This is a genomic window from Cupriavidus sp. HY129 (assembly GCF_059492215.1).
The window spans coordinates 1140381-1156508 of record NZ_CP083255.1 but is presented as its reverse complement, the minus strand read 5'-3'; the positions used below and the strand labels follow the sequence as shown (position 1 = coordinate 1156508).

Annotated in this window: 13 protein-coding genes; 10 read left to right on the top strand and 3 right to left on the bottom strand. The window is 57.3% G+C overall.

Translation table 11 applies throughout. From position 1 onward, the window contains the following. Positions 1 to 479: 479 nt before the first annotated feature. From K6G35_RS21510 to K6G35_RS21500, 3 genes are all read left to right on the top strand, one after another. Positions 480 to 1538, top strand: a complete 1059-nt coding sequence (locus K6G35_RS21510; protein ID WP_495677046.1) for an amidohydrolase family protein — start codon at positions 480 to 482, stop codon at positions 1536 to 1538. Between the two features lie 96 nt (positions 1539 to 1634). Beyond that, positions 1635 to 2621 (top strand): Bug family tripartite tricarboxylate transporter substrate binding protein, encoded by a 987-nt coding sequence (locus K6G35_RS21505; protein ID WP_495677045.1) that lies wholly within the window; start codon positions 1635 to 1637, stop codon positions 2619 to 2621. Between the two features lie 72 nt (positions 2622 to 2693). After that, on the top strand, positions 2694 to 3248 hold the full coding sequence (locus K6G35_RS21500) for a carboxymuconolactone decarboxylase family protein (protein WP_495677044.1): 555 nt from the start codon (positions 2694 to 2696) through the stop codon (positions 3246 to 3248). 5 nt (positions 3249 to 3253) lie between these two features. Here K6G35_RS21500 and K6G35_RS21495 read toward each other — a convergent pair whose 3' ends face one another. Next, positions 3254 to 4219: a DUF2332 domain-containing protein gene (locus tag K6G35_RS21495; protein WP_495677043.1), complete on the bottom strand. Its 966-nt coding sequence runs from the start codon at positions 4217 to 4219 to the stop codon at positions 3254 to 3256. Positions 4220 to 4231: 12 nt separating this feature from the next. Continuing rightward, positions 4232 to 4639 (bottom strand): GFA family protein, encoded by a 408-nt coding sequence (locus tag K6G35_RS21490; RefSeq protein WP_495677042.1) that lies wholly within the window; start codon positions 4637 to 4639, stop codon positions 4232 to 4234. 163 nt (positions 4640 to 4802) lie between these two features. On the opposite strand from K6G35_RS21490, the gene K6G35_RS21485 reads away from it, so the two are divergent. The 4 genes from K6G35_RS21485 to K6G35_RS21470 all read left to right on the top strand — a co-directional run bounded on the left by K6G35_RS21485 (position 4803) and on the right by K6G35_RS21470 (position 10280). Continuing rightward, positions 4803 to 5873, top strand: a complete 1071-nt coding sequence (locus tag K6G35_RS21485; RefSeq protein WP_495677041.1) for a LysR substrate-binding domain-containing protein — start codon at positions 4803 to 4805, stop codon at positions 5871 to 5873. A gap of 200 nt (positions 5874 to 6073) precedes the next feature. Next, a complete protein-coding gene (locus tag K6G35_RS21480; RefSeq protein ID WP_495677120.1) occupies positions 6074 to 7510 on the top strand; it encodes an aldehyde dehydrogenase family protein in 1437 nt (478 codons plus the stop codon). 61 nt (positions 7511 to 7571) lie between these two features. Continuing rightward, positions 7572 to 9248 (top strand): GMC family oxidoreductase, encoded by a 1677-nt coding sequence (locus K6G35_RS21475; RefSeq protein ID WP_495677040.1) that lies wholly within the window; start codon positions 7572 to 7574, stop codon positions 9246 to 9248. Between the two features lie 51 nt (positions 9249 to 9299). Further along, on the top strand, positions 9300 to 10280 hold the full coding sequence (locus K6G35_RS21470; protein WP_495677039.1) for a Bug family tripartite tricarboxylate transporter substrate binding protein: 981 nt from the start codon (positions 9300 to 9302) through the stop codon (positions 10278 to 10280). 150 nt (positions 10281 to 10430) lie between these two features. On the opposite strand, the gene K6G35_RS21465 is transcribed toward K6G35_RS21470, so the two are convergent. Continuing rightward, entirely contained in the window at positions 10431 to 12113 is a 1683-nt protein-coding gene (locus tag K6G35_RS21465; protein ID WP_495677038.1) for a sigma-54 interaction domain-containing protein, read from the bottom strand. A gap of 290 nt (positions 12114 to 12403) precedes the next feature. On the opposite strand from K6G35_RS21465, the gene K6G35_RS21460 reads away from it, so the two are divergent. The 3 genes from K6G35_RS21460 to K6G35_RS21450 are packed head-to-tail and all read left to right on the top strand — an operon-like array spanning position 12404 to position 16127. Then, positions 12404 to 13633: a CaiB/BaiF CoA transferase family protein gene (locus K6G35_RS21460; protein WP_495677037.1), complete on the top strand. Its 1230-nt coding sequence runs from the start codon at positions 12404 to 12406 to the stop codon at positions 13631 to 13633. A 14-nt stretch (positions 13634 to 13647) separates the two neighbouring features. Continuing rightward, positions 13648 to 14427 (top strand): enoyl-CoA hydratase-related protein, encoded by a 780-nt coding sequence (locus K6G35_RS21455; protein WP_495677036.1) that lies wholly within the window; start codon positions 13648 to 13650, stop codon positions 14425 to 14427. A gap of 17 nt (positions 14428 to 14444) precedes the next feature. After that, positions 14445 to 16127 carry a class I adenylate-forming enzyme family protein gene (locus K6G35_RS21450; RefSeq protein ID WP_495677035.1) on the top strand — a complete coding sequence of 561 codons (1683 nt, stop codon included), beginning with the start codon at positions 14445 to 14447 and terminating at the stop codon, positions 16125 to 16127. The last annotated feature ends 1 nt before the right edge of the window (position 16128 follow it).

Genomic DNA, 16128 nt, shown 5'->3' with positions numbered 1-16128 from the left:
GATTGAGCGTCGCGGTCGCGAACTATGACTCAACTCTGTCAGCACTTAATTCAATCCACTGTTCTCCTGCGCCTCGAAGTGCATCCTTCGGAGACACAAGGCGCTTCGCACTTCTTGAACGCTTCGGTCGCTTACTCCCGACAGCATCGGCAGCCTCGGTGGCATATCTCTTGCGGAATGCTCACAGCGTTCTTCTGGAAAAAATGCTGAATGTCGCTCGCACACGCAGCCGCTACCTTTGGAGGCATACCAGTGAAGTCAAAGCTCAATTCATCTCGCGTCTACCAGGCGGGTCCTCCCCAGCTGTTTGTAAACGAACACGTCTCACATGCGAGCGTGACAAGGGCGACCATGGTCCGCACGCGCCGTATAGTTCGCGTGTTGTGCAGCAACACGGCTGCGATTGGCCAACTCGAAGTCGGAGTGACGCAGGGTAACAACGACCACCTGCGTTCGATGAAGGCCGTAGGGGTGCCGGCATGAGCGACAGCGCCCAGTCGGTATTTGGACGGACCCAAGCTCCTGATGACTCTTGGTTGTCTCGTGCTAAGGCCGAAGCTCCAATTGAACCGGATATTCCCATCGTCGACCCGCATGTCCATCTGTGGCACCACCGCACGGGATACAAGTACTTTGTGGAAGAGTATGCCAACGATATCAAGGCGTCTGGACACAACGTTGTGGCATCAGTCTTCGTGGAATGCCACTCCATGTATCGAGACTCGGGTCCTGAACATTTGCGGTGTGTTGGGGAAACTGATTTTGCTGTAGGCATGTCGGCCATCGGAGCGAGTGGTTTCTACACCCCCTCACGCGTCGCCGCGGGAATTATCGGATTCGCAGATCTCACGCTAGGCTCAAAGACCCGCGAAACTCTTGAAGCTCACCTCGAAGCTGGCGGGCGCAGATTTAAGGGTGTCCGGCAACGAGCAAAGTGGGACGCAGACCCGGTAGTACGGGGCGCCGTCTGTGCAGATCGGCCTGGACTGTATTTGGAGCGCTCTTTTGACGAGGGCCTCGACGTTCTAAGTTCACTTGGACTCGTATTCGAAGCGAGCATCTATCACCCACAGTTGCCCGACGTTGTAGCGTTAGCACGCAAGCATCCCGACGCCAGCATAGTGCTCATCCATACAGGTAGCCCTGTGGGCCACGGCAGCTACTCAGGCAGAGCCGCGGAAGTTCACGCAACCTGGCTAGCCGGAATGCGGGATCTCGCCAAATGTGCGAACGTGTCGGTAAAGCTGGGCGGTCTTCTCATGTGCCTCGGGAGCTTCGACTTTACCGTCGAACCTTCGCCTCCTACCTCGGAGCACCTCGCTGATTTGTGGCGACCGTATATCGAGCCATGCATTGATCTTTTTGGTGTCCAGCGTTGCATGGTGTCCTCCAACTTCCCGGTCGATCGCGCGGGTTTCAGCTACGGAACCTTATGGAACACGTTCAAGCGGATCACGGAGGGCTGCTCGCCAGAAGAAGCCCGGTCGTTGTACAGCGAAACCGCAAATCGCATCTATGGGCTGACGCCGTCGACGTGACGCAGCCTAGAGAAGACTAGGGAATTTTTCCCTGGTCCCCCGAGGAAGGCTTCACAGAAAGCTCCCCGAAATCGGTGTAAAGAATGGAGACATGTTATGGAAATCACCTACTCAATCAAGCAATTCACGTGGCGACTTTCCGCCTTCGTAGTCGCCACCATTGCATCCGCTCAGCTGGCGTGCGCTGCCCCCTCATCGAACCCCATTCGTATCTTGGTCGGCGCTCCGCCAGGAGGCTCCCTTGACACCTCTGCCCGCATAATTTCCCGGCACCTTGGCGAGTTGCTCGGCGCGACGGTAGTGGTCGAAAACAAACCTGGTGCGAATGGTTCCATCAGCGCCGAGTATGTTGCGAAAGCCTTGCCGGACGGTCATACCCTGATGATGGGTACCGTCAGTCATGTTCTATTGGCCCCCCAGCTCTCCACCAAACCATCCTTTAATCCCCTGACGGATCTCACAGCGATTAACCAAATTGGTACCATTCCACAGGCCGTCGCCGTAAATCCGGCATTGGGAGTGAAGACTCTCGCAGAGCTGATCGCCCGCGCCAAGCGTCAACCTGTTTCCATGGCGTCGTCAGGCACCGGTGGCTTGCCGCATCTGACGATTGAGTTGCTGGCAAAAGCGTCGAACGCGCGCTTTGTACACGTTCCATATAAGGGGGCCAGCCCCGCTGTCAATGACACCATCGCAGGGCACGTCGACGGCGTGGTAATGGACTTGACACCTATCTATCCATTCGTGAAGGAGAATCGCCTTGTTGCCCTTGCCGTAACTAGCGACAAGCCCAGCCCAATACTTCCAGGTGTCCCCGTTGCAAGTCAGGAACTCGCCGGCTTCACGGTAACCAATTGGCTTGGTATCTTCTCTCCCCGGAACACTCCCCAACCGATTGTGGAGAAAGTCAATGCTGCACTGGTACAAGTTCTCGCTCGCGAGGATGTTCGGGAGCAGCTACAGCGAGCAGCGATTTCCCCCGGCACGATGAAAGATCCTGCAGCCTTTCAGAGCTTCGTCCGTGCAGAGTACGGACGGTGGGGTAAGCTCTTGAAAGAGAACCATATCATTGCAACCGACTAACTTGCAGGTTGGGTAGTGAATTGGTCGTCACCCCGAACTGGAAACCGACTCAACGCCTGGAAAGAACAAGCCATGCCGTTTCTCAAATCGCTCCCCCCCGACGCGGGCCCGCCCGCAGTGTTTGCGAAGTATCCCGATATCTACGGGCCCTGGTCTCATATGAGCCAACAGCTCATGAACGGCGACTCGCCCCTCGGCCAAGGCATCCGCGAGCTGATTCTCGCGTATGCCGCTGGGCTGGGCGGCTGCGAGTTCGTTCAAGTGGCCCACGCGGAGGTGGCCTATGCCTGGGGAGTCGAAGACGGTCTCGTCGAGCGCCTCCTCCTATCCCCGGAAAGCTGCGCGATTGACGCCGCTCTCAAGGTGCTGCTTGCATACGTGAGAAAGCTTGTGCTCGAGCCGAACGCGCTAAGTCAAGTGGATGCGGACGCAGTCTTCGCAGCTGGATGGAATGAGCATGCATTTCACGATGCCATCGCCATTGCTGCGCGAGCAGGGTTTATGCAGCGCCTAGTCCAAGGCTTCGGATTCACCCCACTAAACCGAGAGTCTGCCGCGATCCATGCAAAGAAACGCGTAGAGCGCGGCTACGTCAACCTGTACTCAGCCTTCCGCGAAAAGCCCTGAGACTGCTACAACCAATCCAGGGCGGAGCCATGTGGGTCCGCCCAGCCCATCGGTTGGCGGTCAAGCATCAGCAAAAAGTTGGCAGTTGAATCCGTTTGCAGAGCAGCCTGCAGAGGCGGAACCACTTTGGGCCATTCATTGGAAATCCAATGATGACCCACTGCGCTAGCGTCTCGTACAAACTGCTCTCTTGCCGACTCGTCGGCAACATAGGTTAGTACCGCCATGTGGAATATGACGAGCGTCGCATCCCGAGGCGCCTCCGCAGCCAATCCGAGGAAATCTCTCCGGAGGTCTCCTGGCCTTACATCAGGTCGGCACGTCGATGCGACGCGAATTGCAGCCCGTAGATTTTCCAGGCGCTCTGTCTGTTCGGGCCACACCAGGGACTCAAGCCATTTGGTATCAGTGGGCTTTGTGACGTCCAGAGGATTGAGATCCAGCCCTGCGCGCCAGACTATTTCAGGACATCTTAGTTGCTGCCCTCCATATCCGGTCAGCCTGCATCGCAGCACCGGTGAAGCAGCAGTCGCGTTCGAACCCGTGACAGATTGTCCATTGAAGTCATAGCGATAGAAGTCCGGTAGCAAGCAGAGTCCTGCAGACGCCCCAACTTCGAGCAAAGCTAGAGGCCCTTGAAGTCTGGATAGCAAAGGAATCAGTGTCGCGCATCGCGCTGGTTCATTGGTCTGCGTCGATCGCGCGAGCATCACCGCTTTAAGCGCATCCGCACTTACGAAGACAAAGTCCCTGAAGTCCTCCCAAGAAAGGACTTCTTCCGACAGATAGCGTACAGCGCCGAGAAAAAGGTTGGGTTGTCTTTTCTCGAAAGGCAAGCTGACCAGGAACGTCACCATCGCCTCGGCTTCTGCGATACGATTGCAGAGCTGCTCGTATGAAGGCGAGCGATGACGCGCTTCCTCCTTCGCAAATTTCAGATACCTTTGTCTAGTCGCTTCTCGTTCGTCCACACTGCGGCTCAGTCAAGGTTGGCCATCGAATTCTTCAACCCCGTCGAGCGGAGGAATCCACGGAAATCGTCTCTTCGTCCAAATCTGTCTGACCGGGCTCCCCAACTCATAGCGCTGCTTCAGCGCGCCAATACGTAGGGAATAGGTCTTCGGATCGACTTCCGCAGAGGAATAGATCGGGCCTCCGCAGTTTTCGCAGAACGCATGTATGCGCGTCGCTCCACTCGGCGCTATCTTCAGGTACTTCTTGGGGTCGCCTTTTATGATGCGGAAGGTCTCTGCCGATGCAGGGACATTCGCACGGAAGACCGAGCCGGACTGCATCTGGCAATCCGCGCAATTGCATATGGTTACCGTACCTGGCTCAACCTCTGCCTCGTAGTGTATCGCTCCGCAATGGCACCGCCCTTCGACCTTCATTCGCGCCTCCAATCGTGGTTTCAGCGTCGGAGCGCACCAGTATAGATTCAATAGCCTCCTTCGGTAGCCAAGTGGCGCAGTCTCATAAGCTCAATGAAACGACCTCACCAAGCCGCTACCTTCAAGTGTCTGCGAGAAGCACGCCGGTGATCTTGCCAACTACATGTTTTCGATTCGCACCCGCGCAACACGCAATCTTGAACAGACCTTGCACCTCGCCGCAGCAGGCACGCAGATTGCCTTGCTCGTCGTATCCAACTTGGGAGGGGCGGATATGGATGTCCGTGGACTGCGTTACTTTGTCCAGGTTGTCGAAAGTGGTAGCTTGACCAAGGCTTCACGGCAGTTCTTTGTCGCACAACCGGCATTAAGCCAACAGATTGCTCGGTTGGAGGACGAAGTCGGAAAGCCTCTACTGGTGCGATCTGCTCGCGGTGTTGTTCCAACGCCCAACGGCGAAGCGCTTTACCGTCACGCTAAGCTCATGCTTCGGCAGCTGGATGAAGCAGTCCTCGTCGCACGTCAGGAATTCTCGGATGTCAAAGGCCGTGTGACGCTCGGACTGGCCCCTTCCACCGCGTGCATGCTGGGTTTACCACTACTGCGACATCTGAAAGATGCCTACCCTGGCATTGTCCTTAACATTGTGTCGGCGTTGCCGGGACATCTCGAAGAAAGAGCTAGGCGCGACGAGCTTGATATCGCCGTCTTATTCAGTTCAACTGCCGCCAGCGGACTAGACTTCACCCCTTTGCTGGACGAAGAGATCTTTGTCGTCATACCTGAGGACAGCCCACTCGTCCCCCGCGACCGGCAATCTCTGACATTGAAAGAGACCGTCGCGCTACCTATCGTGCTTTCTACGACGACACACAACGTTCGCCGGCGGTTCATGGCCGAACTTGAGCGCGCAAAGTTAAGCGTAGAGATTTCCGCGGAGATCGACTCTTTGCTCTTGGTCATGCGGTATGTGGCAGAGGGAGGCGGAGCGACAATTCAGCCAATGGCCTCTACAGCCGTGTTTCCAGCTGGACCAGGCTGGCGCTGCCTGCCTATTTCAGACGCACCGATCACACGCCCACACTACCTATATGCCCTGCCCGTTCAAAAATTGTCCGCCTCGGCGGCAATCGTGCGGGCAGAACTGGTAGAAACCGTCCATCGTCTCGCCGAATCTGGAACATGGCAGGGCATTCGAACAGCCCCCGGAGCGACGGAAGCCACTGCGCCATAAGGAAACGCGATGGGGGACGCAATCATTCGGTATTTCCTGCTGCAAACAAGGCCCTTCTAGACTTGCTCTGCGCTCGTCATCAAAACGAGATTTGTATCGGTGGATCAGTGTTGTTCCACGGAGATTGGAACGGCAATAGGAGGCAAACCTTGAACGCGAAACCTACGGTGCCGGAGTTGGATTTTTTGTCCAACCCGGTGATGAAGCATTTTATTGGTGGAAGATGGACGGCCGCGTTGTCAGGGGAAACTATAGACACGTTCAACCCGGCAACGGGCGCAGTCATTGCGCGGCTGGCTCGAGGTCGTTCCGAAGACGTTGATGCCGCAGTTCGGGTTGCGCGAGACACCTTCGAGGGGCCCTGGAGCCGGTTCACCCCACATCAGCGCTACGCGCTAATGCTTCGAGTCAGAGACGTGCTCGAACGCAATTTCGAGGAACTCGCAATCCTCGAGTCCATGGATATGGGCGCTCCGATTACCCGGACCATGTCAATGCGAAACGGCTTGCTGCAGACGGTGATGTATTTTGCCAGCCAAGCTATGAATTGGGGCGGCACGACCATTCCGAACTCGCTGCCAGGCAACTTCACAACACTGACACTAAAGGCGCCCGTCGGCGTGGTGGGCGGAATTATTCCCTGGAACGCCCCACTGATCAGCATGTGGTGGATTCTCGGAGGAGTCCTGGCGACCGGATGTACCAGCGTCATCAAGACAGCCGAGGACGCATCGCTAACGACGCTTCGCACTGCTGAACTGTTGGTGGAGGCTGGTGTGCCGCCTGGCGTCGTGAATATCGTAACGGGCCTAGGCATCGAGGCGGGCGCCGCACTGGCCGCGCACATGGACGTCGATCGCATTGCGTTTACTGGATCCACGTTGACAGGTCGGGAAGTCATCAAAGCGTCAGCCGGAAACATGAAGCGCGTCCAACTGGAACTTGGCGGAAAGTCCCCTGACATCGTCTTTGCAGACGCAGACTTGACCAAAGCTGTACCGGGAGCAGCGATGGGGGTCTACAACAACTCCGGACAGATCTGCTCAGCTGGGACGCGCGTGTTTGTTCAACGCTCTATCTATGACGAGTTTGTCGAGAGGCTCGGCACATTCACCAAAAGCATCAGGGTTGGTGACCCATTCGATCCCGAGACACAGCTTGGACCATTGGTGTCCAAACGCCAGCTAGAGCGGGTGTTGGATTATCTAGCCGTCGGCAGCAAAGAGGGAGCGAATCTAGCTATCGGTGGTGGGCGATTAAGCGGTGCGCTGGCAGAAGGTTACTTCGTTACGCCCGCGATCTTCCGAGATGCAACCAATGACATGCGCATCGCTAGGGAGGAGATATTTGGCCCCGTCGCTACAGTGATTCCTTTCGACACCGCCAATGATGCGCTTCGACTGGCAAACGATACCGACTACGGGTTGGGAGGTGCGTGCTGGACGACAAATGTCAAAACCATGACGCAAATGATGCACGGGCTTCAAGCCGGAAAGATCTGGATCAATTGCTATGGACTCGCAGATCCAGCCGTTGGCTTCAGCGGGTGCAAGCAGAGCGGTTACGGAATGAAAGGCGGCGCGCAGCACTTAGACGGCTTTCTATACGAGAAGAGTGTCTACATCAATGGTGACTGATACATCTCGACCCTCCAACCTCGGCGTTACCGGGGGCACCTCCAGAAAGTCGTCAATCATCATGCAAACTACATTCGACTACATTGTCGTCGGATCAGGATCCGCCGGCGGCATCATCGCTAGCCGCTTGAGCGAAAGCGGGAAATATTCAGTTCTGTGCCTCGAAGCTGGTGACAAGGGGCCGGACTATATTTGGTCTCGGCCTCCTCTTGGCGTCGTTTTTCTCGTAGACAACCCAGCCGTCGATTGGCGGTACGAATCCGAACCTGACCCGACGCATGGCAATCGCCGCATCGCCGTGCCTCGCGGCAAGATGCTTGGGGGAAGCAGCTCCATCAATGCAATCGTCTATAACCGAGGTCAGAAGATCGACTATGACACGTGGAGCGAACTCGGCTGCAAGGGTTGGAGCTATCAGGAAGTCCTGCCGTACTTCAAGAAGATCGAGCGAACCGATCTCGGCTCAGATGACTACCGTGGCAGACAGGGCCTTGTCCGCGTGACGGAGAGCAAAAAGCTGTCGTCCTTCTACGATCTTTTCATCCAATCGGCTCAGGCCATCGGCATTCCTTTTAATGCCGACTACAGCGGTGCCAGCCAGGAGGGGGTCGCGATGGCCCAGTTGACGGGCTACCGCGGGATGCGGCAGAGCACGGCGACACAATACTTGGCACCGGCCAAGAATCGGCGAAATCTCACCGTGCTTACCGGGGCCGAAGTGACCTCACTCACTCTTAGCGCAAAGCGCTGCACGGGCATCCGATATCGGCACAACGGCGTCATGTTGGAAGCCCATGCCAAGCGCGAGGTCATCGTATCTGCAGGTGCCGCCAACACGCCAAAGCTATTGGAGCTTTCTGGGATTGGCAGTCGCGATGTGTTGGAGCGTCACGGTATTCCGGTGAAACACGAACTTCGAGGAGTTGGTGAGAACCTACGCGATCACTTCGCCGCAGTCATGAAATGGCGCTTCAACAAACCCGAAATCTCGCTCGCCAAGAAGGGAAAAGGTTGGCGTCTCGGCCTCGAGATCCTGCGCTGGGCACTGTTCCGAAAAGGGTTGATCGCGCAGGGTCATGGCTCCATTCGCGTCTTCGCACGCTCCCAAGATAATCTGTGCGAACCGGACGTCATGATGGTGGTGAGCCCGTATATCGTCGAATTGAAGGAGGGTAAGGGGCGACGCATGTCGGACGTCGAAGGCTTCTTTATGTATGCGCACGTGCAACGCACCCAGAGCACTGGCAGCATCCACATCCGCTCGGCAGACCCCTTCGCTGCACCCGCCATCCGTTACCGCTTTCTCGACACCGAGTCAGACCGGCAGACTGCGGTTGCAGCTGTCCGCAAGGCACGAGAGATTGCCGGTACATCTCCAATACGAGACCACATCGCTGAGGAAATGTCACCTGGCCCTACCATTCAAAGCGACGACCAGATCCTCAACTTCATTCGAAATACCGGTCAAATTACTCAACATATGGTCGGGACCTGTCGAATGGGTCGTGATGAGTTGGCTGTGGTCGACGAACATCTGCGCGTCATTGGTATTGAAGGGCTGCGCATCGCAGACGCGTCGGTCATGCCCACCATGATCTCCGGCAATACCAGCGTGCCATGCATGATGATCGGCGAGAAATGTGCGGACATGGTCCTTGCGGATGCTGACGTTGCGCCATCCGGCCAGCGCACACGGGCAGCCGGCCGATCCAGTGCGCATACGGAAGAGATCTGTTGACTCATTCCTTGCCTTGAAGATGCCTACGAAAATTAGAAGCAGGAGACTTTTGTGAAACAACTAATTAAGGTTATTGCCGTCCTCAGTGTCGGCGCTACGCTCATCCCCTCCGCCAGTGCGCAGCCGCCGTACCCCACACGACCGATTCGCATGCTCGTCGGATTTGCTGCCGGCGGTGCGACCGATACTATCGCGCGCCTTTACGGTCAGAAGCTCTCGGAAATTCTCGGCGTTCCAGTCATCGTCGACAACAAGCCAGGAGCTAGTCAGCTGGTCGCTATTCGTACCCTTCACGGCGCTGCACCGGATGGATACACCCTTGCGTTGATTGGAGGAAGCGCACTGACGCAGGGCCCAGCTGTGCGAAAGGATCTCGGCTATGACCCACTCAAGGATTTTTCGCTGATAAGTTTCATCGGCACCGCGCAAGGGGTCGTAACTGTTAGCCAGAACCTGCCAGTCAAGACAATGTCGGACCTGGTGTCCTACGCGAAAACTCACCCGAATGCGCTCACGTATGCCTCAGCCGGTGCCGGAAGCGCTGGACATCTTGAGGGTGCGTACATCATGAAGGCGACGGGTACAACGATGACGCACGTTCCATACAAGTCCGACGGGGAGGCAATGCGCGCGGTCGCCGCTGGCGACGTGCAAGTTGGAGTTACGACTGCTCAACTCGCTGCGCCGCTCATTTCTTCCGGGAAAGCTCGCGCGATTCTTCTCACCACCACCAAGCAACTCAGCTACATGCCGAACGTTCCAAACCTACACGATGCGAAGGTGCCCGGCCTCGATGGACTGAATCCGTACACCTTTTTCGGAGTAGTCGGGCCTGCCGGCATGACGCCCGCAACAGTGGACCGCCTCAATGAAGCACTCAATAGAGTATCAGCGATGTCCGACGTGGCCGAGCGCATGCGATCCTCTCTGTTCACAGAGCCTAGCACCGGCACCCCCGCAGCGTTTCGCTCGTTTGTCGAACGCGAATACGCCAAATGGCGAGAAGTAGGAAATACAGTCGCCGTCAATTAGTAGTCTCAGGCAAACCGAAAGGTCCGCCTATGGATTACCGTCTGTAGCCTTCCTGCAATCGCGCAGGTGAATCACCGCTGCCCCTAGGAACTCTTTGCTCCATCGCGAAGTGCCCCAAGGGGCAGGGCTGCGCCCGACCAGACAGGCGGCCTACTCCTCCGTAATGACTTCCCCGCGTTTTGCCGAGATCTCACGCAAGCGCTTATAGAGATAGGACCTGGAAATCCCGAGCTCCTCCGCCACGCGCTTCTTATTGCCTCCGGTACGGTCCATGGCTTCCAAGATCAGGTCCTCTTCGACACGGTCCTTTGCATCTCGTACGTCTAGTGAGGATGCCTGCGAGTCGCGCACCATCGTCTGCGCACCTTTGCCGCGCTCGAGAACGCTTTCAGCGCTTTCGAGGTTCCCAAAGCTGTCAATCGTCAACGCTGGGCCATCGCTAAAGATTGCTGCGCGCTCCACAGCATGCTGAAGCTGGCGAATGTTGCCAGGCCAAGATCTCGATTGGATGAATCGGATGACATCCTCTGGCGCTGTCTTCTTTGCCAGTCCTTGACGCATCGCAAACGCTTCGAGGAACGAGTCGGTCAGTTCTGGAATGTCTTCCAGACGATCCCGCAACGGAGGCAGCCGCAGCGTAACCGCACTGATGCGATAGAAGAGATCCAACCGGAACGTATTCTCTTCGATCATCGCGGCAAAGTCTCGGTTGCTTGCGGATATGAGTCGGAAATCGGACTGTCTGGATTTGTCGCCGCCGATTCGCTCAAACAGCCCATCCTGCAAGACTCGGAGCAGCTTCACCTGGATGTCCAATGGCATGTCGCCAATTTCATCGAGAAACAGACTGCTTGTGTCGGCAGCTTCAAACTTTCCTTTCCGCCCCTTCTTGTCGGCGCCGGTAAAAGCCCCAGCCTCGTAGCCAAAGAGCTCGCTCTCAACCAGGTTTGCCGGCATTGCGGCCGAGTTCACGACGACCATCGGTTGGTCATTGCGCGGGCTAAGCATGTGGATCGCGTGGGCGACCAGCTCCTTGCCTGTCCCACTCTCGCCTACGAGAAGCACCGGGACATCAAGCGGCGCAACGCGCAGGATATCTTCCTTGAGACGCCGAACCGCGTCACTTTTCCCAACGATCTGGTCTAGCCCGTACTTCCTGTTGCGGATCCCAGAGAGCTCTCGCCTGTAAAAGTCGAGCTCTTTGCGGACGCGCGACAGCTCCTCAGTCATCTCACGGATGACCTCGGGCCCCTTGAACATCACCTGCCCGATGGCGGCCACGAGCTTATGATTACGGTCGAAAATCGGCAACCGCGACACTACGCGGGTGATGCCTTTGACCTCCATCAGTTTCCCCACCTGGGCTTTACCGGTGGCAACACATTCTGGCAGACCAGTGTTTTCGATGAGCTCAGAGACATGTCGACCTATTGCCTCCCCGTGCTTGATGCCCAGCTGGCGCTCATGAACACGGCTCATGTAGGAAATTTTGGCCGTCGGATCGACCACCACCATCGCCCGGTAGGAATCCGAAATGAAGTGGCGAAGAATCTCGTCCGCCGAATCGACACCGGCAAGAAACTCGTTTAGATCATCAGATTCCACCGCCTGAAAGATCATGAAGCACACACCTTCAAGAGTGTGCACCGCAGCAATCGTCAGAGACGGTTCCACATCGGTGATTGCCCACATACGACGGAGCGGAATGCGCCCACGATTCCGCCAGGCAGCAGTAAGGCTCCGTGTCACATAACTATCGGTTCCCAGTCCACTCGAGAACCTGACCTCGCCGCTTTCATCAAGCACGAGGATCCCCTTTGTGTCTCTTTTCATCTCCGGCCTCTCATGTCGGCTCTGTGTCTCGCCACTGTATTTGAGTGTATTCGGTAAAGACAGTCACCTGTTGTCGTCGAAAGCATTTTACTGCGGCTTAGTCGCCTCATCTCCACTTGCACTCGTTCAGCACACTTTGTTTCTGCGCTCCGAAACCCTTGCCAGTACTACCTTGGCAGGCTTCGTGAGTGAAATGGCATGACGACTCACGCACAACCTATGCCAGTCCGCTTTCGTCTAGTGGCACGCTGATTGCAGTAAGAGGTCCGTCAACCTTCCGACGGCCCAAAATGAACATCCTGAATACACTGCCGCTGCAGCCGCCCTCCGAAGGCCTCGAGCTGCTGAGAGACGTCACGGTACTGGACCTGACGACCTCGGTGGCAGGCCCTTACGGTACCCAACTGCTGGCTGACCTCGGCGCTGAAGTCATCAAAGTGGAGCGCCGCGGTGGTGGCGACGACACTCGCGCGTGGGGCCCCCCGTTTCTTGCAGGCGAATCTCTCTGGTTCCTGAGCGTCAACCGGAACAAGTCGAGCATCACCATTGACACGTCTCGGGCCGAAGGACAACGCGTCCTGCACGATCTGGCCAAGACGTGCGACGTCGTCATGATGAACACCAGCGCCAAGGTGCAAAAGAAGCTCGGCCTTGACTACACGACGTTGCAAGCCCTCAATCCCGCGTTGATTCACGTCTCGATTACGGGCTTCGGGCTCGACGGCCCTCGTGCGGATCTGCCCTGCTATGACCTGATTGCCGAAGGCTATGCAGGAATCATGGACCTGACAGGAGAGCCGGATAGCGGCCCCCAGAAAGTTGGGACCCCGGCCTCCGACCTACTCGCGGGTCAAGACGCTGCGATGGCAACACTTGCGGCCCTCTACGCCCGTCAACAATCAGGGAAGGGGCGCCAGATTGACGTCTCAATGGTCGCCAGTTCCGCTCGCTTCATGGCACCGAAAATCGTTCCCTATATGGGCTCGGGCGATGTTCCCAAGCGAGCTGGGGGGCGCGACTCTGTCATTGCAATCTATCAGGTGTTCGATACCGCCGACCATCCAATGACGCTCGGCCTCGGAAACGACGGAATCTGGAAACGCTTCTGGGAGGCCGTGGGTCAACCGGACGTTGCTGCGCATGAAGAGCTCAATAGCAACGCCAAGCGTCGTCACGCGCGCGAACGCATCGTCGTAGCTATCTCAGAGATTCTCTCCACACGCCCCCGCGCAGAGTGGCTAGATCTGTTTGCCAAGCATCGTATCCCCGCCGGCCCCATCAACACACTCGACCAACTTGTAGCAGATCGAGTGCTGCAGGATGACGGCCTCTTCTACGTGGCTGAAGGACCGGACGGGCGCATTCCCCAGGTTGGCCTAGGTATTCGTTTCGACGGCAAGAGCGCGACGCTGCGCACACCGCCCCCCACGCTCGGACAGCATTCGGAGGAAATCCTCCGAGACCGCCTGTCTATGTCATCCACCTGCATCTCCGGACTAATTGATTCGGAAATCGTTTAACTAGGAAAAAACTCATGAGCTACGAAGAGATTCTCTACGAAGAAGACGGTCCCATCGGCACCATCACGCTGAATCGCCCGCACGACGGGAACATGTTCACGGAACGCATGTGCCACGAGATTCGCGACTGCATCAATGCGATCCGCCGCGAGACTCGCACTCGTGTGATCGTGCTCACGGGCGCAGGCGACAAGTTCTTCTGCACCGGAGGCCGGAAAGACGGTATGGAGGACTCGACGCTGTACGCAGGCGTGCTTCCCACGCTGGAAATGTACGAGAGCATCGATCGCCTGCAAAAGCCCGTCATCGCCTCCGTCAATGGATTTGCGGTCGGCGGCGGTAACGTCCTTCAAGTTGTTTGCGACATGACGATCGCAAAAGAGTCCGCAATCTTCCGCCAGGTTGGCCCGATGGTCGGCAGCTTCGACGGCGGCTATGGGACCTGGTATCTCGAAGACCTCGTCGGAAAGAAGCGAGCCAAGGATATCTGGTTCCGGAATCCGAAGATGACAGCCCGCGAAGCGATGGAAATCGGCCTCATCAATCGTGTTGTCCCGGACGCTGATCTGAAAGCGGCTACGCGCGAGTACGCCCTCGAAGTGGCAGAGCGCGGCGCCTTCGCACTTGCATCCCTCAAGAGCGCTTTCAATGCGCGCCATGGCGGTGTCTCCGGCCTCTCCCGCATGGCACACGACCTTCTGCTGCGCGGCTACCTCGACACAGAAGAGCACCACGAACTGGCGGCGGCCTTCTCGGAACGTCGCAAGCCGGATACGAGCAAGTTCGGCCACTGAACTGACGAGTCACAGCGATGCAAAACATTCTGACGCTCCACAATCCGAAGGACGCCCGAGACTATTACCTCTCCGGCGTCTGGCAGCAGGAGACTCTGTACACACTCGCCCGCCGCCATGCGCGAGAGCGTCCAAGTGCCTGCGCTCTGCGCGACTCGGAAGTCCGCCTGAGCTGGCGCGAAGTGGTCGAATGGGCCGATAGCGTAGCCGAAAGCCTTCACAGGAAAGGTCTGAAGCCGGGCGACCGCGTTGGAGTCTGGCTGCCAAATGTGGTGCACACAGTCATTGTGTTCCTCGCTTGTTCCAGGAATGGCTATGTCTGCTGCCCATCGTTGCACCAGAACTACACGGTGGATGAGATCTGCACGCTCCTGAACCGAATCCAGTGCAAAGCGCTGTTTGCTATGCCTGGATACGGCGCAGACGCCAACGAGCATTCGGTTTTCGCGCGCGTTGCTGACATTCCTACTCTCTCGGCGACTTACGCCCTTCCCGATACGCAGGCTGCAGCGGCCGAGCTTCCGGCAGGGTCGCAACCCTTCCCGGATCGCCAGCCGCCCGCTGCTCTGACAATTCCAGATCTGAATCCAGACAAGATCGTCTATCTGGCTTTCACCTCCGGAACGACGGGTCTGCCCAAGGGCGTCATGCACAGCGATAACACGCTGCTCGCAAACGGCCGTGCCCTCGTGGCAGATTGGGGTCACTCGGCAGAAACCATTGTCCTGACCCTCAGCCCGATGAGCCACCACATCGCAACGGTGGCATTCGAGCAATCCCTGGTCGCCGGCATGGAACTGGTCATGGCGAATTCTCGCCGCGGCAAGAACGCCCTGGATTGGATTCTTGAAACAGGTGCATCCTACGTGATGGGTGTCCCAACCCATGCGATGGATATCCTTCAGGCCGTTCGCGACCGAGGGATGAAGTCGCTCGGCGACGTGCGGACGTTCTACATGGCCGGAGCTGCTATCCCCCGCGACGTGGCGGAGCGCTTCGTGAATCTCGGTGTCACGCCGCAGAATGTGTACGGCATGACGGAGAACGGCTCGCACAACTACACCGTTCCTACTGACAGTCCTGACGTAATTGTCTCTACGTGCGGTCGCCCTTGCGACTCCTACGAAGTGCGGATCTGGAAGCAGGAAAACCCTGACGAAGAAGCAGCGATTGGCGAAGTTGGCGAGATCGGCGGTCGCGGCGGTGTGCTCATGCTCGGTTACTTCAGCAACCAGGTGGCAACGGAGACATCCTTCAACGTGCATGGATGGTTCATGAGCGGCGACCTCGGCGTTATGGATGAAGACGGTTGCCTCATGATCGTCGGGCGGAAGAAGGACCTGATTATCCGTGGCGGCCACAACATCCATCCGGCGCACATCGAGGAACTGGCGATGCGCCACAAAGGAGTGGAACGAGCAGCGGCCTTCGCCGTTCCCGATGAGCGACTCGGCGAAAAGGTCTGCCTTTCCGTCATTCCGCGGGCAGGCCAAGAGATTGATCCCGACGAGATGCTTACCCACCTCGCAACTTGCGGCCTTTCGAAGTACGACATGCCCGAGTACTTCATCGGCCTGGAGAACTTCCCCTTGACCGCCAGCGGCAAGATTCTGAAGCGCGAACTCGTGGAAATGGCCCGCTTAGGAAAGATCAATCCAGTTGCGGTGCGCTACAAGGCCACCGTCAGCACAGGGGCCTGAG